Below are 18708 nucleotides of genomic sequence, written 5' to 3'. Positions count from 1 at the left end.
CCACACCCCCCCCCTGGCCCACTACTATTCCTGGTCAAATCCCACACCAACTTCGCCCCCCGTGTTTTTTTTTCCCCCCCAAAACCCCACCCCGGCCGCTACTTACTTGGGATGCCGGCACCGTGGAATAGGGTTGGGATATGTTCAAGCAGAGGGTAGTGTTCGTGCACGGCGCCGGTACCTTTGGCGCCGCCGCATGGCCCCGCCAGCACGGCATGGGACTTGCCTATGATGCCCTGTTCCTCCGCAGGCACGGCTACGATTCCGCCGCGGAGCCGCTGGAATCCTCCTTCACGGAAGACACCGCGATCATCCTAAGGTCGCTTGCCGACGATGGCCGCGGGGCCGCCGGCGGACATGTGGTGGCGCACTCCCAGGGGGCGATCCCCGCCATGATGGCCGCGGTGGAACGTCCCGACCTGGTCTTTTCCCTGACCCTGGTGGAACCGGCCTGCCTGTCGCTGACGGCGGAACTGCCGGCCACGGCCGCGCATATCAGCCTGATGCAGCCGCTTTTCGACGTCCGCCACCAGCTCAGTGACGACGACTTCCAGCGCGAATTCGTCCGCCGCGTCTACGCCACCGACCTCCAGCAGCCGGCCACCATCGAGGAAAAACGCTCCGCCCGCAGGCTGCGCCTTCAGGCGCCGTCCTGGGATGCGCCGCTGCATATTGTTCCCGGTGTCCCCACGCTGGTCCTGACCGGTGGCTGGGAGCCGCTTTATGAGGAAATTGCCGGGTACCTCAGGGAGACCGGTGCCCTGCACCGCGTTGCCGCGGGAGGGCACCGGCCCCAGGACTCCCTGGACGGGGACCGGGCCATCCGCCAGTTCATCAGCGGGGTCAGCCGAAGCCAGCCCGCCCGGGCGTCCTAGCTGCCGGCAGCGACCGTCGGTTCCGGCAGGTACACCTTGCCGCCCTTGGCCAGGAACTCCTGGCTCTTCTCCCGCATGCCGGATGCCATGTCCGCCAGTGCCGCCTGCGAGTCTGCCGACCCGTATTCGTCACGGATGTCCTGGCTGATCCGCATGGAGCAGAACTTGGGGCCGCACATGGAACAGAAGTGCGCCGTCTTGGCCGGTTCAGCGGGAAGCGTCTCGTCGTGGAACGCCTCCGCGGTCACAGGATCCAGGGACAGGGCGAACTGGTCGCGCCAGCGGAATTCGAACCGTGCCTTGGACAGGGCGTCGTCCCGTTCGTGCGCCCCCGGGTGGCCCTTGGCCAGATCCGCCGCGTGCGCCGCGATCTTGTAGGTGATGACACCCGTCTTGACGTCGTCCTTGTTGGGCAGGCCCAGGTGTTCCTTTGGCGTGACGTAGCAGAGCATGGCGGTCCCGTACCTGGCAATCTCGGTGGCGCCGATTGCCGACGTGATGTGGTCGTAGCCGGGAGCGATGTCGGTGACCAGCGGGCCCAGGGTATAGAAGGGCGCACCCTTGCACAGCTCCTGCTGCCGTTCCACATTCTCACGGACCAGGTGGAAGGGAACGTGGCCGGGCCCCTCCACCATCACCTGGACGTCGTACCCCCAGGCCCGCTGCGTCAGCTCGGCGAGCGTGTCCAGCTCCGCGAACTGCGCGGCGTCGTTGGCGTCCGCCGTGGAACCAGGGCGGAGGCCGTCACCCAGGGAGAAGGCGACGTCGTATTTGGCGAAAATTTCACACAGCTCGTCGAAGTGCGTGTACAGGAAGTTCTCCTGGTGGTGGGCCAGGCACCAGCCGGCCATGATGGAGCCGCCGCGCGAGACGATGCCGGTCACCCGGTTGGCCGTCAGCGGGACATAGCGGAGCAGCACGCCGGCGTGGATGGTCATGTAGTCCACACCCTGCTCGCACTGTTCGATCACGGTGTCGCGGAAGATCTCCCACGTGAGGGCGTTGGCCTCGCCGTTGACCTTTTCCAGCGCCTGGTAGATCGGCACCGTCCCGATCGGCACGGGGGAGTTGCGGATGATCCACTCCCGCGTGGTGTGGATGTCGTCGCCGGTGGAGAGGTCCATGACGGTGTCGGCACCCCACTGGGTGGCCCACTGCAGCTTGTCCACCTCCTCCGCGATGGAACTCGTCACCGCGGAGTTGCCAATGTTCGCGTTGATCTTCACCAGGAAAGCCTTGCCAATGATCATCGGCTCGGATTCCGGATGGTTGATGTTGTTCGGGATGATGGCCCTGCCGGCAGCAACCTCGCTGCGGACCAGCTCAACGTCGCAGTTTTCGCGCAGCGCCACGAAGCGCATTTCCTGCGTCACGATTCCCTGCCGGGCATAGTGCATCTGCGTCACCGTCCGGCCGTCGACGGCGCGGCGTGGCACCGGCTGTGCGCCCTTCCACTCCGCGGAGGCAGCACCGCGGCGCACGGCCGAGCGGCCGTCGTCGAGCAGGTTGCGCTCCCGGCCGCCGTAGGGTTCGGTGTCCCCGCGCGCGGCGATCCACTCTGCGCGGAAGGGCTGCAGCCCGCGGACGGGGTCGCTGCCGGGTCCGGCAGTCCGGTAGGTCCGGAAGGGTGCGTTCGGCTGGCCGTTGGGTGATGGTTCAAGGGAAATTTCCGTCACCGGTACCCGGATCCCGGACGCCTCATCCGCAAGGTAGGCGAGGGAATGGGACTTCAGGGACTGGGTTACCTGCGGAACTGATGTGTCGCCGGGCTCCCCGGCGGACGGCAGCAGGGCAGGGTTCAACTGCGTGTTTTGCGTACTCAAGGGAATACTCACTTCCTTCGCCGGCATTACCCGGACAGGTTCAACGGTCGCAGGCTGCGTCAGCCCGATCTCAGCCCCTGCAAGGGCACCCGTGTGGTCAGGAACGAAGCTACCACAGGCCCCTGAACCAGGCTTGTCATAATTGCGGTGCTAGCCTGACCGGGCATCGAAAGGAGCCCCATGGCAGACATCATCCACTTCCGTGGACCCGTCCTGACCGCGCCGGACCGGGTGCGGCATGGACTTTGGTCGGTGGACGGAAGGCTCACGTTCAACAAGCCGGACACTCCTCCCGGCCGGGTACTCGACGGCTGGGTCCTGCCGGGCTTCGTGGACGCCCACTGCCACATCGGCCTGGGCCCTGCGGGCCCCGTGGAGCCCGCAGCCGCCAGGGACCAGGCGCAGGCGGACCTCAACGCCGGAACCCTCCTGGTCCGGGATGCCGGCTCGCCGGCGGATACCCGCTGGATGCAGGGTGGCAGGGACTTCCCGGTGTTGATCCGTGCCGGGCGCCATATCGCCCGGACGCGCCGTTACCTGCGCGGCTTCGCTGAGGAAGTTGAACCGGACGGCCTCGTGGAGGCCGTCCGCAAGCAGGCGCGCGACGGCGACGGCTGGGTCAAGCTGGTGGGTGACTGGATTGACCGCAGCGCCGGTGACCTGGCGCCGTCGTTTCCCGCCGCCGTCGTCCGCGATGCCGTCCAGGCGGCGCACGACGAAGGCGCCAGGGTGACGGCCCACTGCTTCGCCGAAGACACCCTCGACCAGGTGTTGGACGCCGGCATCGACTGCGTCGAGCACGCCACCGGGCTCCTGCCCCGCCACCTGCCCCGGTTCGTGGAGCAGGGCGTACCGATCGTGCCCACGCTCATCAATATCGCCACCTTCCCCGACATTGCCGCCCAAGCGGACGCGAAATTCCCGCGCTATGCAGCCCACATGCGCGCCTTATGGGAACGCAGGCTCGAGCGGGTGGCGGAAGCCCACACAGCGGGTGTGCGCATCTTTGCCGGCACCGATGCCGGCAGCGTGATCCGGCACGGCAGGATCACCGACGAAATCCTCGCCCTGCACGGCGCCGGCCTCCCCATGGACGCGGCCCTCGACTCCGCCTGCTGGGCAGCACGCAGTTGGCTGGGAGCGGATGGAGTGGAAGAGGGGGCCCGCGCCGACGTCGTCGTATGCCGGGAAGATCCGCGGGCTGTACCGGAGACCATTACGGCGCTGGAGCAGGTGGTGCTGGGCGGGCGGATCATTCGCTGACAAACGGTTCCCGGGGACTTGGAATAAATTGAAGCTTCAAGTAATTTTAATAGGTGACAGGCCGCCAATGGGACGGCCGCCAATGCAAGGAGCCTTCAATGACCGCATCAGCCAGCAGCCAGGATCTTCTTCCTGCCGACCTCGCCATGGGCACCGTGATGCTCAAGGTGGGCGACATGAAGGTCATGACCGACTACTACCAGCGTGCGCTGGGCCTTGAGGTGGTGGCAGAGCAGGACGGCGGGCTCTACCTTGGCCGCCTGGGCCGGCCGTTGGTCCACCTTGCGCCGGCTCCCGGACTGCACCTTCCCGGCAGGGGAGAGGCGGGCCTGTTCCACACCGCGCTGCTCTTCGAGGACCAGGCCTCCCTGGCCGCGACCGTCGCCACTGCTGCCCAGTACGAGCCGCGGGCCTTCACGGGCAGTGCCGACCACCTGGTCAGCGAAGCCTTCTACTTCACCGACCCCGAGGGCAACGGCATCGAGCTGTACTGGGACCGCCCCCGCAGCAACTGGTCCTGGAACGGGACCGACGTGGTCATGGACAGCCTGGCGCTCCCGCCGCAGCGCTACCTTGAGCAGTACCTCACCGAGGAGTCCCTGGAAGGCCAGCGGCAGACGGCGGCCGGCGTAGGCCACGTCCACCTCCAGGTTGGCGATGTGCAGACCGCCCGCGACTTCTATGTGGGAACGCTCGGTTTCGAAAAGACCGCGGGTTGGCACGGGCAGGCACTGTTCGTCTCCGCAGGCCGCTACCACCACCACATGGCCATGAACGTCTGGAACAGCCGCGGCGCAGGTCCGCGCAAGGACACCCTTGGGCTGGGTGAGGTGCTCATCGAGGTTCCGTCAGGGGACGACGTCGGGGCGCTGACCGACCGCCTGAAGGTTGCCGGGGTGCCCGCCCACCACACCGGTTCGGAACTCAGGTTCGAGGACCCGTGGCGGAACCGGATCCGCGTGGCCGTCCGCTGATTGATCCCGCCCCGGGCCGCACTGCGCGGGCGGCCCGCGGGTGTGCGCCGGCCGCCCCGCAGCTACTAGGCTGATCCCGTACGGCCGGGCGGCAGGCAGCGCCCGGCGCGCAGCTCCGCCAACGGAAGAAGGGCACCAGCCATGGGCTTCACCGAGATCTTTGTCGCCACCCATGACGCCGCGCTGAAACGCGCCGGCCTCCTTGATGAAGGACGCGGCTCCGCGGACGGCGCTGCTGCCGGCCAGGCCGTGCGGATCCAGGGCATTAGCGACTTCGAGGTGGAGCAGCTCGGCGATCTTGCCGGGACGGCCGTCCACGCCGGCGGGGCCGATTATGAGCTGACCATGGTCGATGTCGCCAGCGACTCCCTCCTTGCCGTTCCGCCGGCAATGGTCCGGGCTCTGGCCGACCTGCTCACCTATGAAACCGAGGGCGAAGGCAACGTCCTTGACGACGTGGCGGAGCAATGGGCCGCCCAGGAGGACATGCCGTTTGATGCCGCCCAGGCGCGGACGTACGTGCAGCAGCTGGCGGAACTTGCTGCCGGAATCGACGATTCCGAACGGACCGGGCTGTACGTCTGGTCCGCCTGACCCTTCCCGGCCCGTTTTCGGAACTACCCTGCGGGCCGCAGGCAGTCTTCGGGCGGCCTGCGGCGCCACGGACGGCAGTGCCAAGTCGAAATAACAGCGCTCATCTGGCACAATAAACAGGTACTCGATCTGCGTGGCCCCTCTCTCCGCGTCCGGATCCTGTCCTTCGAGCCCGCAAGTATGGCCCGCCCCACGGGTGCAGAACGCCGGGTTCACCCCTTTTCTGAAACAGGAGTGACCACAAAAGTGGCCGTAAAGATTCGCCTTAAGCGCTTCGGCAAGATGCGCGCCCCGTACTACCGCATCGTCGTCGCGGACTCACGCACCAAGCGTGACGGCCGCGCCATCGAGGAAATCGGCAAGTACCACCCCACCGAAGAGCCCTCGTTCATCGAGGTCAACTCCGAGCGTGCACAGTACTGGCTGTCCGTCGGCGCCCAGCCGTCCGAGCAGGTTGCCGCGATCCTGAAGATCACCGGTGACTGGCAGAAGTTCAAGGGCCTGCCGGGCCAGGAAGGCACCCTCAAGACCAAGGTCGAGAAGGAAGCTTTCGTTGCCCCGGAAAAGGGCTCGGTCATCATCCCGGAAGCCATCACCAAGAAGGCATCCAAGTCTGACGCTGCCGAGGCCCCGGCCAACGCCGAAGCTGAGACCACCGAGGCTGAGTAGATTGCTTGCAGAAGCGCTGGAGCACCTGGTCCGCGGAATCGTTGATTCCCCGGACGACGTCAAGGTCAGTTCCAAGAGCAACCGCCGCGGGGACACCCTCGAGGTGCGCGTTCACCAGGACGACCTCGGACGGGTGATTGGCCGCCAGGGCCGCACCGCGCGCGCTTTGCGCACCGTGGTGGCTGCACTGGCCGGCGGCGAACCGGTACGGGTCGACGTCGTCGACACCGACCGCCGCCGCTGAGCGCTCGGCAATACCAGTTTTTGCTCCGGCCCCTCCACCACCAGGTGGAGGGGCCGGAGTTCTTTCACAACAAAGTGCTTTCAGTAGAAACACCACAACGCGGAACAGAGGAACAGATGCAGCTACAGGTGGCACGGATTGGCAAGCCGCACGGCATTCGCGGGGAAGTCACCGTCCAGGTGTTGACCGACGCCCCGGAGGACAGGTTTGTCCCCGGAACGGAGTTCGTGGTCGAGCCTGCCGCGGCCGGTCCCCTGACCGTGAGCAGTGCGCGCTGGAACAAGGACATCCTGCTGCTCGGTTTTGAGGAAGTGGCGGACCGGAACCGTGCCGAAACCCTCCGCGGAGCCAAGCTCTTCATCGAAACCGAAGAGCTGGACGAGGACGACGACGAGGGCTGGTACGAGCACGAACTGGTCGGCCTGGAAGCACGGGTCGGGTCCCAGGTGGTGGGCAAGGTGACAGCCCTGAACACCATGCCGGTCCAGGACCTGCTGGTGGTCACCACCCCGGGCGGCGACGAAATCCTCATCCCGTTCGTGGAGCAGATCGTCCCTGAGGTTAACATCGAGGAAGGCTTCATCCTCCTCACCCCGCCGGACGGCCTCTTCGACGTCAACTCGGACGAAGCCCCCGCCCCGGAAGCCGAAGGCAACGCCTAGATGCGGATCGACGTCGTCAGTATCTTCCCCGAATACCTTGCCCCGCTCGAACTCTCACTGATCGGCAAGGCCCGCCAGGACGGCATCCTGGACCTGCACGTCCACGACCTGCGCAGCTTCACCACGGACAAGCACCGTTCCGTCGACGACACCCCGTACGGCGGCGGCGCCGGCATGGTCATGAAGCCCGAGCCCTGGGCTCAGGCACTCGCGGCAGTGGCCGACGGGCGCCCGGACCCGGACCGCAAGCCCGTGCTGATCGTCCCCTCGCCCGCCGGCGAGCGGTTCACCCAGGCCCTTGCTTACGAACTGGCTGAGGAACAGCACCTCGCGTTTGCGTGCGGACGGTACGAGGGCATCGATGAGCGGGTCATCGAATGGGCGCAGGAGCACTTCACTGTCCGTCCGGTGAGCCTGGGCGACTACGTCCTCAACGGCGGGGAAGTGGCCGTCCTGGCCATGGTGGAGGCCATTGGCCGCCTGCTGCCCGGGGTGGTGGGAAATCCCGAGTCGCTGGTGGAGGAATCCCACTCTGACGGGCTCCTGGAGTACCCGGTCTACACCAAGCCCTCCGTCTGGCGGGACCGCGAAGTGCCCCCGGTGCTCCTCAGCGGGAACCACGGCCGGATTGCCCAGTGGCGCCGCCACGAACAGTACCGCCGCACCGCGGAGCGCCGTCCGGACCTGCTGGAAGGGTTCGACGCCGGCAGCCTCCCGCGCGCCGACCGCACCGAACTGCACAACCTTGGTTACGACGTCGTGGACGGCAGGCTTGCCCGCCGCCCCGGGACGGCAGCTGAACACCAGGACTAGCGCCGCCGGAATTGGCGTAACCCTGCCGTTGTGGCAAAATTAACCCTTGTGTCTGCTGGGTCCGCACCTGCCACAGGGGGTTGCGCGGCCAACAGCCGGACAACCGGCCCCATCAACCCTTGAAGCGGCCGGAGACTTTACTTCGGCGGCGAGACCCGGCCTGCATTCCAGCAGCCCGACTTGCCTGCCGTGACCCAAAGTGAATGACCTGTGGCGTTCACCAGGAGTGCAATCATGCATATTCTCGATTCCGTCGATGCAGCCTCGCTGCGCAACGATGTTCCCGAATTCCGCGCGGGTGACACCCTCAAGGTGCACGTGAACATCATCGAAGGCAAGAACACCCGTGTCCAGGTCTTCCAGGGCTTCGTCCTGGGCCGCCAGGGCGATGGCGTGCGCGAAACCTTCACCGTCCGCAAGGTTTCCTTCGGTGTCGGCGTGGAGCGTACCTTCCCGGTGCACTCCCCGATCATCGAAAAGATCGAGGTTGTCACCAAGGGTGACGTCCGCCGCGCCAAGCTGTACTACATGCGTGCACTGCGTGGCAAGGCCGCCAAGATCAAGGAAAAGCGCGACTTCAGCTCCGCCAAGTAAGTCCTTACCGGACTTACCGCCAGGGAGGAGCGCGGCCGTACCCGGCAAGCGCCGGAGCACATGCACCAGCGCCAGGATACGGACCATGCACCAGACAAAACGCCAGCCCCGCAAAATGGGCTGGCGTTTTGTTTTTCTGGCGCTGCTCCTTGCGGTCGCCATCAGCGGGTTGGTGAGGTCTTTGTGGCTGGATGTCTACTTCATTCCGTCCGAGTCCATGGAGCCGCTCCTGGAAGGCGGGGACCGGATCCTGGTTTCGCGCACTGATTTCCAGTCCGACCCCATCCGGCACGGGGACGTTGTGGTCTTCGACGGGCGTGGCAGCTTTGCGCCCCTGAACAGCGGAAAGGGCCCGCTGGTGGATGCCGCAGCCTCCGCCATGCAATGGCTCGGGCTGACCGGCAGCGACACCACCTACATCAAGCGGGTGATCGGCCTCCCCGGTGACACGGTGGTCTGCTGCGACGCCGGCGGAAAGGTCACCGTGAACGGGGCTGCCCTGGATGAGCCCTACATTTTCCCGGGAGATGCGCCAAGTACGCAGAAGTTCAACACCGTGGTTCCCGAAGGCAGGCTGTGGCTGATGGGGGACCACCGTTCGGTGTCCGCCGATTCACGGAGCCTGCTCGGCGCCCCCGGCGGCGGACTCGTCCCGCTGGACCGGGTCATCGGCAGGCCGGTCCAGATCCTCTGGCCGCTTGATAGATTTGCCCCAGTAGCACGGCCGCCCGCACCGGGGCCGACAACACAGAACGGACGGTAAATGCCCGAGAACCACGCGCGGAAACCTGAGCCCCGCCACGACGGCGCTTCAGAAGTACCGGCCGTTCCAGTTTCCTCCACGCCCGCCGAGGGTCCGGAGGCGTCAGAACCCGTCCACCGGCGGGACCGGCAGGGGTCCAAAGCTGCCGGGAAGTCCGCCGGCAATCCCTTGCTGGGATGGCTGAAGGAAATTGCCACCGTGGTGGTCATCGCGGTGGTGTTGTCCTTCCTCATCAAGACCTTCCTGTTCCGGGCCTTCTTCATCCCCTCCGAGTCCATGGTGAACACCCTGGACGTGGATGACCGGATCTTCGTCAACCTCCTGGTCCCCGAGCCCTTTGCCCTCAGCCGCGGGGACGTTGTGGTGTTCCGTGACACCAAGGGCTGGCTCGGTCCCGCCCCGGCCAAGGCACAGGGCCCGTTCACCTGGGTCCAGGACGGCCTGACCTTCGTAGGCCTCCTGCCGGACAATTCAGAGCAGCACCTGGTCAAGCGGGTCATCGGACTGCCGGGCGACCACGTGGTCTGCTGTGACGCGGGCGGTAAACTGACCATTAACGGGACCTCCGTCGACGAGACCTACATCAATCCCGCCGAAGTCCCGCAGGTCCGCAACTTTGACGTCACCGTCCCGGAGGGCAAGGTGTGGGTGATGGGTGATAACCGGAACCACTCTGCGGACTCCCGCGCGCACATGGAGACCGACGGCGGATTCGTCGACCTCAAGGACCTCGAGGGCAAGGCCGCAATCATCGCGTGGCCGCTGAACAGGATCAAGACGCTGGACAACTACCCGGACGTTTTCAAGAACGTGCCGGCGGCCCGCTGACCATGTCTTCCGCAGTACAGGCCTCCCCGGCCGCCACGTCCCGTCCCGCCACCAAGCCCGCGCCCCGCGGAGCCAAGGCGCCGACGCTGCGGCACGAGCGAACCTTCAAGGCACAGGGGATACGGTTCCTGGCAGGCGTTGACGAGGTTGGCCGCGGTGCCCTCGCGGGCCCTGTCAGCGTGGGAATCGCCGTCGTGGACCTGGAGCGCCAAAAACCGCTTGCCGGCGTGCGGGACAGCAAACTCCTGAGCCCGGCTGAACGGGAACGGCTGGATCCGCTGGTGCGGCGCTGGAGCGTCGCATCCGCGGTGGGGCACGCCACCGCCGGCGAGATCGATTCGCTCGGCATCATCGCGGCCCTGCGGCTGGCCGGAACCCGGGCCTGGGGGAGCATCCTCGGTTCAGGCATTGTCCCGGAAGCGGTCCTGCTGGATGGAAGCCACAACTGGCTTTCCCCGGCGGAGCAGCTGTCCCTGTTCGACCAGCCCGTCCTGGAGGCCGCGTGCGAGGCCCCGGTCCACACCAAGGTCAAGGCCGACATGCAGTGCCTCAGCGTGGCCGCCGCAAGCGTCATCGCCAAGGTGGAGCGGGACCGGATGATGCGCGAACTGCACACCGAGTACCCGGACTATGGCTGGGACATCAACAAGGGTTATGCCACGGCAGCCCATCGGAACGTGCTTCGCGCAGCGGGACCCACCCCCTACCACCGGGTCAGCTGGCGGCTCCTCGGCGGGGAACTGCAGGCCGCGGAGGTCCCCGACGGGGACGGGCCCTACGGAGACTGACTCCCGCCGCCCGGCGCCAGCCGTGCCGGACATGGTGCAAGATGGAAGCATGAGTGCTGAGGATCTTGAGAACTATGAAACCGACATGGAGCTTCAGCTCTATCGTGAATACCGCGACGTGGTCGGTCTGTTCAGCTACGTTGTCGAGACCGAGCGGCGCTTCTACCTGGCCAACCACGTTGACCTCCAGGCCCGCAGCGCTGACGGCGAGGTCTACTTCGACCTGACCCTGCAGGACGCCTGGGTCTGGGACGTCTACCGTTCAGCCCGCTTCGTCAAGAGCGTCAGGGTCCTGACGTTCAAGGACGTCAACGTCGAGGAACTGCCCCGCAACGAGGACCTGGCGTTGCCCAAGGACGTGGACCTGGGGAACTAGACACCCCGGAATTCCCGACTTTCCCTCCACACCGGCCCCTGTCCACATAGGACAGGGGCCTTCTGTTCTCCGCTTGCCTCCGCCGCCAGGCTGGTTGCGGAGGTAGAAATGAAATCGAAAGACCTGTTGGGCAGGCACGGCGAAGACCTCGCCGTGGGGTACCTTGAATCGCTGGGCATGCTGGTGGTGGAGCGCAACTGGAGGTGCGCCGGGGGCGAGATCGACATCGTTGCCCTGGACGGTGACGCGCTGGTCATCGCTGAAGTCAAAACCCGCCGCTCCCTGGATTACGGCCACCCGTTTGAGGCGGTGGGTCCGGAAAAACTGGCGCGGCTGCACCGGCTTGGCGCCGCGTGGTGCCGCGACCGCGAGCTGCGGATGCCGCTGCGGCGTGTGGACGTTGTGGCGGTGCTGGACGACGGCGGCGGGGAACCCCTGGTGGAACACCTCAAGGGGGTGGGGTGATGGCGCTGGGCCGGACCTATTCCGTCGCCCTCGTAGGGCTCAATGGCTACATGGTTGAGGTGGAAGCGGACATCGGCCAGACGCTGCCCGCTTTCGTCCTCCTGGGATTGCCGGATGCCTCCCTCAACGAGGCCAAGGAGCGCATCCGCTCAGCCGCCAAGAACTCCGGGATCCCGCTCAGCCGCCGGAAGATCACCGCCAACCTCATTCCCGCCTCACTTCCCAAGCGCGGTTCCGGCTTCGACCTTGCCGTCACCATGGCCGTACTCCGGGCCGCGAACGACATCAAGCCCACGGGGCGCAGTGTCTTCATCGCGGAACTGGGGCTCGATGGCAGGCTCCGCCCCGTGCGCGGAATCCTGCCGGCCGTCATGGCGTCGGTGCAGGCCGGCTATCCCGAAGTCGTGGTGGCGCAGGCCAATCTCGCCGAGGCCTCCCTTGTCCCGGGTGCCGTGGTGCGTGGATACCGCACGCTTGCCCGGCTCGCCCTCGACTTCGGGGCAGATCCGCAGGAACTTGCCCAGGACTTCGAACCCGATGACGCGGATGGGGGCGGCGACGGGCCCGCCCTTCCCGGCCCGTCTCCCGACATGGCAGATGTCTCCGGCCAGGGCGACGCCCGCAAAGCCCTGGAGGTGGCCGCCGCGGGTGCCCACCATCTGCTGCTCACCGGGCCGCCGGGCGCCGGCAAGACGATGCTGGCGGAGCGGCTGCCCGGTCTTTTACCCGACCTTGGCGACCATGAGTCCATGGAGGTCACGGCCATCCATTCGCTGTGCGGCCTCCCGTCGTCCACCGTGCAGCTCCTGCGCCGGCCGCCCTTCGAGAACCCGCACCACTCCGCCACCGCTGCAGCCATCATCGGCGGCGGGTCGGGCCTGCCCAGGCCTGGAGCGGCATCCCGTGCGCACCGGGGCGTGCTCTTCCTGGACGAGGCGTCAAATTTAGGACATACCCCGCTGATTTGGCAACCGGACACAGCCCCAGGGCCGGTACTGCCTTTTGTAGGCTGTTAGGCTCGAAAGCGTGACTTCTAACGGCCCTGGGCCCCGCGACTACAGCACTGGCACGGTGAATGCACTCTTCGCACTATCCGGAACCTCCTGTTATCACCCTGATTGCCCTGTGACAGTGGTCAAGTTTCTAGAGGATGAAGCGTTCACAGATGTCCAGATTGCCCATATCTATGGTGCAAACAAGGGTGCAGCTCGTTACGACCCGGCGATGACAAATGACCAGCGCCGTGCGTTCTCCAACCTGATGCTCCTGTGCAAACCGCACCATGAACTGGTCGATAAGCGGCATCCTGAACGTTATCCGGCTGAGACACTCTTGAAATGGAAGACTCAGCGCGAGGCGGCCGCAGGAATTGACCGAAAGGACCTCTCAGGCATCACAGAGGACGATCTTCTCGCACTCATCGAACAAGTCGTCACCGCTGCCGGACCACGGCGGGAGGCAGTGGTTGAGCTGGGAATGGGTTTCGCCGGGTCACAGTTGCTCATCCTTCCTCCTGAGAAGGTCAAAGAATTCATCGACTTGGACAACTACAAGGACTTGGGACCGAAGGTTCTCGCATTGTCTCTACGCAGTAGTGGATCGTTGCCTATCTACTGGGCGAGTGAAGCGATTAGATTCGAACCCTGCGGTGCGGCACTACTGGGCAGGAACGACTTCCCGTACCTGAATCCATCGATGCCACGACGGATTGAGGCGGGAGATTCGGCGCACTGGTTCTACGATCTGGCGCTGGTTACGACGATGGTGACAGTCCTCCGAAAACAGGGTTATCAAGTTGACGCTCTAGTGGCGAAGGTCAGCTTGGGATCGGGCGAAGAGCTGGAGTCGAATCCACTACCGGCCGACTACCTCCCGATCTGAATCAAGTAGCCCAGCTACACTCCGTTGGTACGCTTACCTGAGTATTCAGAGCGAGCATAGGGTGGGTCTTGAAGGTCTTTATCAGTTGGTCCGGTCCCAGGAGTCTCACGGTTGCCAGAGCCCTCGATGAGTGGCTTCCGCAGGTAATGAACGCCGTCGAACCGTGGATGAGCGCCAAGAGTATGGAAGCCGGCAAACTGTCTATTCCTCAGATAACTGAGGCCCTGAGTTCAACCAGGTTTGGCATAATCTGCGTGACACCGGAGAACCAGCGCAAGCCATGGTTGCAGTTTGAAGCTGGCGCGCTGTCCAAAGCAACTGACGGCGTAGCGGGTCATGCGATTCCGCTGCTAATCGGGTTTAACAAGATGGAAGATTTGGAACTGCCGCTAGGACATTTTCAAGCTCACATGACTTCCAAGGAAGATCTTTGGAACATCGTCGTCACCATAAACACTGCCCTTGAAGATGATGCTCGGCCCGAAAGCGCACTCCGCACTGCCTTCGAAAAGTGGTGGCCGGATCTGGAAGAGACCCTCGTTGAGGTTACAAGTCAGCCTGTTGCAGAAGCACCGCCAGTTAGGACGTCCGCGGCCATCCTGGATGAAGTATTGGAAACGGTTCGGGGCTTAGCCCGCTCAGCAGATCAAAATGCTGCTGCCGTCAGCAATCTCGTTGGTCCCACGAGGCTTGACACGAAGACCCTACGAGCCCTCGACGGAATGGTCCATGAGATTGTTGGAGTTGATATTTCAGCCAACAACAACCCTCAGGTAAATTATTCTCCTGGATCAAGTGTGATCACAGTTGCCACTCAGGGCCAACTATCTGGTATGGGCGTAGCTCGTGTCAGGAGCATATTTGAAAACACGCCAGCGTTGAAAGACTATCGGGTGAGCTTTATGGACTTGAATGTGGCAGCTTCGGGCAAATCGGACGGATTCTATCAGTCGCATCTATCTAGCGACTAGACCTACTACGGTAGCAAGAGCTTCTCTATCTGCCACCCTTATCGGAACGCCACTAACTTGTGTGGACTGGGCGAGGTAGGTGGTTAGATCAAAGCCATTCATTTACCTCTATATAATAACAAAACGCATTGACTAATTGAAGTCTTTCCCTCATAAATAGGCGCAGAAGCGATCGCAACCTGTGATTGCTCGTACCGCACCTATTGGAGGTGAAAACAAGATGGCATGGATTAGCAGGAAGGTTTCAGACCTAACCGGCAAGGAAGGCAAAGAGGACGCGTTCACTAACGTCGTCGTCCGCGTTCATCCGAAGCTGGAAGAGCCTGTGCAGTTCGATGCTCTGCCGGAAGAAGTGAAAGGCCTCACGCCGCTCACTGATTTGGTGCAGCTTGAACTGCGCAAGGGCACGGAGGTCAAGGAACTCATCGTCACTTTGGAAGAGTTCAACAAGCTCTCACCGAAGATCGAAGAGGTCCTGGACAACGCAGATGGCCTGCGTGGCCGAAGGAAGAATTTCCGACCCAACATATGACCCGACTGCCAAGAAGGGATCGTGATCCAGCATCTAAGACGGGCTTCCCTTGCGCTTTGAGTTTACTCGCGCAAGGGAAGCCCTTTTAACTTTGTTCGATAAATGCTTAAATGTAGACATAAAAATAACCCCGCTGCCACGGGGTCATTGTCTCTAATATAAGGCATGACCTCCAATTCGGGAAGGAGGTCAGTGTGATCAAACAGTGCGAAATGTGCCCAAACAAGTTTGAGGTTACTGCTTGGTTTGAGAACAAAATATTCTCGTGTTCAGCAGAATGCCGATGGAAACGTCACACGCTCAAGAAGGCCCAATCCCGTCTAGTCGAAGAACAGCCTGAGGATCACAAGCTTATTAGGGTGCCAACAGGTGAAGTGGTTCTAGTATCGAATGAGGACTATGAGGTACTTCGCGACCTTCCTTGGTGTCTGAATAGCCGGGGTTACGTGGGTGGTAGACAGGGCATGTTGCACCGAGTCATCATGGAGCGCACTGCTCCAATTCCTAAGGGCTATGTTGTTGACCATATAAACAGGAATCGGCTCGATAACAGACGAGTAAACCTTCGCTTGGCAACGAGAGGGCAGAACAACACCAACCAAAGGTTGCGGGGAGGGTCGTCAAAATACCTGGGTGTTTCCAAGGCTTCCAAGTCAACCTGGAAATCCTACGTTTCAGTCGATGGGCGGATGTATGTCGTGGGCTTCTATGACGACGAGTTAGAGGGGGCGTGGATGCGGGATCAGTGGGCGCTTGCACTCCACGGTGAGTTTGCCGTCCTGAACTTCGACTACAAGTGACTTTTTGCGCACGTCCGCAAAAAGTGATCCCCGCGAAGCCTTCGCGGACGTTCGCCAATGGAAAAAGCCAGCTCCGAAAAGCTGGCTGATCCCACGATCTAAGCAGGAACGACTCTGACATTGTGAGTCAGCGCATCCTTTTGGGCTTCTAGCAGGATTGTTGCGTAGGCCTGAATCCAGTCATCAAAAATGTGGCTGTGTTCGCGCCAGAGCATGTCATCTAGTCGCTGCTTGTGAACCTTGAAGTGTTCGGCCTCAAGCAGGATCTTGACGTACCACTCGGGCACATCCTCAAACCTCATTTCTTCAGTCTGTCTTCCGAGGAGGACGACATCACCCGCAGTAGCAGAGCGCCCTCTGTGAGAGGTTGCGTGCATCCACAGGATGACCGTTGCTCGTCGGTTGGTCGGCAGCTCCAGATACATGGCGCTCTCGCTCTGGATGAGCGACGCGTCCGGTCTGTTGATGGCAAACCTTTCAATCGAGCCGCCAATCGCCTCTTCCAAGTCCGCAAACTCACAGACCTCAAGCGGCTTGGAGTTGTCCACTGGTATCAAGATTCCTCTCGGCATCAGGTTCATCTCCTTCCGGTTCTTCGAGTCCCGCACGGTAGATTTTGTCCGCCGTGCTGAATACCCGCTTGATGGATGACTCAGGTGGTTCTTCACCTTGCAGCCATGTCTGGATGTAGTCGCGACTTTCCGGTGCGTTGAACTGGTCCGTAGAACCGAGCTCATTCATCAACAGGTAGGCGGCGCCTTCTGCCTCGAACTCACACAGGCCGCGGTGGGTCTGATACTCCTTCATGTTGTCGGGCACCGTATGTCCGCAGACTATGTGTGCCATCTCGTGAAGAGTTGTCTTGAACGGGTAGACCGCCACCGGATTGATGGCGAACTGGCGTCCGACGCTGTACCCCTGGCTATTACCGTCAAGGTGCTCGAAGCTGACCTGAGTAAGACTGAGCTTGCTCATGGCTCGCTCTTTGCTCCACTGCGGCGGCTCGTACTCCGGTAGCTCGTCGCCTTCAGTTTCGGAGACTCCGAACATTGACGGCACCAGCTTGAAGCCGGACAGCCGTTTCTCTTCGTCGCCCTTCTCTGTCAGCTCCTTGCGGAACATGGGTACGTAGATCACCTTCGCTTTGCTGCCACGCTTTACCTGTCGGTTCAGCGAGAGCCAGCCTTTGTAGGTGTGCACCGGCTCCATGACACCCTGCATCATCAGGAGTGCCTGGTTGCCCAGTGAGAACCGCCTGAAGCGGTTGTACGTGCTTCCGGCTTGCCCAGGTAGCTCTAGAGCTGTTTTGAGCAGGTCAGACCAGTGTGGAGGCGTTGTGAGCCGTTCGCTGGTCACTGGGATCAGTCCTCGGCCGGGACTACCCGGCACCGTTCAACTGCTGACCAAGACTCAGCCTTGCCCAGTGCGTAGTTCGCGGCTACAAAGTAGTCGTCAAAACGCATCAGGTTCCCGTTGAACTTGTTGGCGTCGTCGTACGTCTGGAACTCAGCCTTGTAAGACTTCGTTTCAAACAGGAGCTCGACCACTTTGGTCGGGACGTCGGTGGTGTTTCCGTCCTTATCGGGGTAACCGACAATCAGGACATCTCCGACAATCACGTCATGGTGGCGAACACTGGGGAACAGGAGCCAGAAGAGCAGTGTTGCTCGACGGTTGATAGGCTTCTGCGCCAGTTTGCCTTCTTCGTCTAGGACGAGAGAAGCGGTGAGCGGTCCGAGATCGATGATCTCGATGTACCCGCCGACTGCTGCCTGCATACCTGCCAGGTTTTCGATAGCCACCTTGTAGAGAGGCCGTTCTTCGTCCTGCGGGATTTGAATTGCGTGAATCACGTAAATCACTTCCTAATCGTGGGAATGTGCTCTGTGTCCGGTTGGGCACAGAGTTCACCCCGCGATAAGGGCTACTTCTTCTCTTTCTTGACCTTCTTGTTTGAGCAGTACGTGCACGACTTCACGAGACACTTCTTCTCGCCAGGGCTCACCATGTTGCCGCCACGGCACTCGCTCCACGTCGAGCGGATTGCTCCGGGCTTGATATGAGCTGGATCGACGACGGACCCGCTGCCGGTCATGATGATTGGCTCTTTGAGGCGCTTGATCTCAACCTGGTGTTGCTGCGTCTCTGCAATGAGGTCTACAAGGTCACTGAGACGCACTGTGGCAAGAACTTCATCGTCCGCCTGGAACACGAGTGTGGGGATGCGGCTGAAGCTTGCACCTGAGACAGTCTGCTTCCACCACTCACGTATCTTGATCGTCTTGTGGTTCTTGCACTCGATGTCTAGGGGAGTGTCTTGGAAGTAGTCGTTTAGGTCCATCTTCTGGTGAGAGCCGGCACCACTGCGCTTGTCCCTGGATACACGGGCTCCGAGCTTCTTCTGTAGGAGCTTGGCTACTTGCGTCTCAAGGGATACACCTTTTTCCGAGGAGACACTCACGCAGTGTGCTCCACGGTTATCCTCAAAGCGTCTAGGAGTTCCTTGACGGTTACGTCATCCCTGAACAGATCTCCACCTTTGTAGTTGATGAGGTCGGAGAGGACACTAGACACCACTTGACTAGTGTGGGCATCAACCTCGCTTTCAGTCTGCTCCCACATCGCTTGCCATATCTCGCTGTCCTGCTTGGCATTCGCGGTCAAGTAACCGTAGTAGGAGCTGGATAGCTCGACTAGGCGCTTATGCAGTTTGTCTTTCAACGTGTCCGGTACCTGTTCATCCGGGATGTTCATATCACCTCCTTATTGGTTTTTTTGGTTGTGCTCTTACCC

24 protein-coding genes, 1 pseudogene and 1 riboswitch are annotated in these 18708 nt (G+C 62.4%); of the genes and pseudogenes, 19 read left to right on the top strand and 6 right to left on the bottom strand.

Annotated elements, in window-relative coordinates; translation table 11 throughout:
• Positions 1-140 precede the first annotated feature (140 nt).
• A complete protein-coding gene (locus AB0280_RS17860) occupies positions 141-875 on the top strand; it encodes an alpha/beta hydrolase (protein WP_224026398.1) in 735 nt (244 codons plus the stop codon).
• Here AB0280_RS17860 and thiC read toward each other — a convergent pair.
• Entirely contained in the window at positions 872-2698 is a 1827-nt protein-coding gene (thiC, locus tag AB0280_RS17855; RefSeq protein WP_374114950.1) for a phosphomethylpyrimidine synthase ThiC, read from the bottom strand. The genes AB0280_RS17860 and thiC overlap by 4 nt on opposite strands.
• Positions 2694-2801: riboswitch (TPP riboswitch) on the bottom strand. (Overlaps the previous gene by 5 nt.)
• A gap of 77 nt (positions 2802-2878) precedes the next feature.
• Between thiC and AB0280_RS17850 the strand changes: the two genes are divergently transcribed.
• The 18 genes and pseudogenes from AB0280_RS17850 (at position 2879) to AB0280_RS17765 (ending at position 15915) form a co-directional block, all read left to right on the top strand.
• Positions 2879-3961, top strand: coding sequence for an amidohydrolase family protein (locus AB0280_RS17850; RefSeq protein ID WP_366368180.1), 1083 nt, complete (start codon positions 2879-2881; stop codon positions 3959-3961).
• Positions 3962-4059: 98 nt separating this feature from the next.
• Positions 4060-4935, top strand: coding sequence for a VOC family protein (locus AB0280_RS17845; protein WP_141160153.1), 876 nt, complete (start codon positions 4060-4062; stop codon positions 4933-4935).
• Between the two features lie 141 nt (positions 4936-5076).
• Positions 5077-5529 (top strand): hypothetical protein, encoded by a 453-nt coding sequence (locus AB0280_RS17840; RefSeq protein ID WP_224026396.1) that lies wholly within the window; start codon positions 5077-5079, stop codon positions 5527-5529.
• Between the two features lie 246 nt (positions 5530-5775).
• On the top strand, positions 5776-6198 hold the full coding sequence (rpsP, locus tag AB0280_RS17835) for a 30S ribosomal protein S16 (protein WP_366368178.1): 423 nt from the start codon (positions 5776-5778) through the stop codon (positions 6196-6198).
• A gap of 1 nt (position 6199) precedes the next feature.
• Complete coding sequence (locus AB0280_RS17830) at positions 6200-6442, top strand: RNA-binding protein (protein WP_013601399.1); 243 nt, start codon at positions 6200-6202, stop codon at positions 6440-6442.
• A gap of 116 nt (positions 6443-6558) precedes the next feature.
• Positions 6559-7104, top strand: a complete 546-nt coding sequence (gene rimM / locus AB0280_RS17825) for a ribosome maturation factor RimM (protein ID WP_366368177.1) — start codon at positions 6559-6561, stop codon at positions 7102-7104.
• Positions 7105-7917: a tRNA (guanosine(37)-N1)-methyltransferase TrmD gene (trmD, locus tag AB0280_RS17820; RefSeq protein ID WP_366368176.1), complete on the top strand. Its 813-nt coding sequence runs from the start codon at positions 7105-7107 to the stop codon at positions 7915-7917.
• Between the two features lie 234 nt (positions 7918-8151).
• Positions 8152-8511, top strand: coding sequence for a 50S ribosomal protein L19 (gene rplS / locus AB0280_RS17815; protein ID WP_018768283.1), 360 nt, complete (start codon positions 8152-8154; stop codon positions 8509-8511).
• An 85-nt stretch (positions 8512-8596) separates the two neighbouring features.
• On the top strand, positions 8597-9274 hold the full coding sequence (gene lepB / locus AB0280_RS17810; protein WP_366368175.1) for a signal peptidase I: 678 nt from the start codon (positions 8597-8599) through the stop codon (positions 9272-9274).
• Positions 9275-10102: a signal peptidase I gene (gene lepB / locus AB0280_RS17805; RefSeq protein ID WP_159631745.1), complete on the top strand. Its 828-nt coding sequence runs from the start codon at positions 9275-9277 to the stop codon at positions 10100-10102.
• A gap of 2 nt (positions 10103-10104) precedes the next feature.
• Positions 10105-10890: a ribonuclease HII gene (locus tag AB0280_RS17800; RefSeq protein ID WP_224026393.1), complete on the top strand. Its 786-nt coding sequence runs from the start codon at positions 10105-10107 to the stop codon at positions 10888-10890.
• 49 nt (positions 10891-10939) lie between these two features.
• Positions 10940-11266, top strand: coding sequence for a DUF2469 domain-containing protein (locus AB0280_RS17795; RefSeq protein WP_159631747.1), 327 nt, complete (start codon positions 10940-10942; stop codon positions 11264-11266).
• Positions 11267-11374: 108 nt separating this feature from the next.
• On the top strand, positions 11375-11731 hold the full coding sequence (locus AB0280_RS17790) for a YraN family protein (protein WP_159631748.1): 357 nt from the start codon (positions 11375-11377) through the stop codon (positions 11729-11731).
• Positions 11731-12669: pseudogene (locus tag AB0280_RS17785) on the top strand (YifB family Mg chelatase-like AAA ATPase); the annotation flags it as partial. The gene AB0280_RS17790 and the pseudogene AB0280_RS17785, both read left to right, overlap by 1 nt.
• Before the next feature lie 88 nt (positions 12670-12757).
• Positions 12758-13612, top strand: coding sequence for a hypothetical protein (locus tag AB0280_RS17780; RefSeq protein WP_366368174.1), 855 nt, complete (start codon positions 12758-12760; stop codon positions 13610-13612).
• Between the two features lie 146 nt (positions 13613-13758).
• A complete protein-coding gene (locus AB0280_RS17775) occupies positions 13759-14583 on the top strand; it encodes a hypothetical protein (protein WP_366368173.1) in 825 nt (274 codons plus the stop codon).
• Between the two features lie 220 nt (positions 14584-14803).
• Entirely contained in the window at positions 14804-15115 is a 312-nt protein-coding gene (locus tag AB0280_RS17770) for a hypothetical protein (protein ID WP_366368171.1), read from the top strand.
• Between the two features lie 212 nt (positions 15116-15327).
• Entirely contained in the window at positions 15328-15915 is a 588-nt protein-coding gene (locus tag AB0280_RS17765; protein ID WP_366368239.1) for an HNH endonuclease, read from the top strand.
• Between the two features lie 98 nt (positions 15916-16013).
• Here the strand turns inward: AB0280_RS17765 and AB0280_RS17760 are convergent, their stop codons facing one another.
• The 5 genes from AB0280_RS17760 to AB0280_RS17740 form a co-directional block, all read right to left on the bottom strand.
• A complete protein-coding gene (locus AB0280_RS17760) occupies positions 16014-16463 on the bottom strand; it encodes a DUF3846 domain-containing protein (RefSeq protein WP_366368170.1) in 450 nt (149 codons plus the stop codon).
• Positions 16441-17271, bottom strand: coding sequence for an ArdC-like ssDNA-binding domain-containing protein (locus AB0280_RS17755; protein WP_366368169.1), 831 nt, complete (start codon positions 17269-17271; stop codon positions 16441-16443). Before AB0280_RS17755 ends, AB0280_RS17760 begins: the two co-directional genes overlap by 23 nt.
• A gap of 5 nt (positions 17272-17276) precedes the next feature.
• Complete coding sequence (locus AB0280_RS17750; RefSeq protein ID WP_366368168.1) at positions 17277-17777, bottom strand: DUF3846 domain-containing protein; 501 nt, start codon at positions 17775-17777, stop codon at positions 17277-17279.
• A 62-nt stretch (positions 17778-17839) separates the two neighbouring features.
• On the bottom strand, positions 17840-18376 hold the full coding sequence (locus tag AB0280_RS17745) for a putative PDDEXK endonuclease (protein WP_366368166.1): 537 nt from the start codon (positions 18374-18376) through the stop codon (positions 17840-17842).
• Positions 18373-18669, bottom strand: a complete 297-nt coding sequence (locus AB0280_RS17740; RefSeq protein ID WP_366368165.1) for a hypothetical protein — start codon at positions 18667-18669, stop codon at positions 18373-18375. Before AB0280_RS17740 ends, AB0280_RS17745 begins: the two co-directional genes overlap by 4 nt.
• Positions 18670-18708: the final 39 nt, after the last annotated feature.

The organism is Pseudarthrobacter sp. 902506025 (genome assembly GCF_040702325.1).
Taxonomy (GTDB): domain Bacteria; phylum Actinomycetota; class Actinomycetes; order Actinomycetales; family Micrococcaceae; genus Arthrobacter.
The sequence above is the reverse complement of the archived record's forward strand: the minus strand, read 5'-3'. Positions and strand labels throughout refer to the sequence as shown.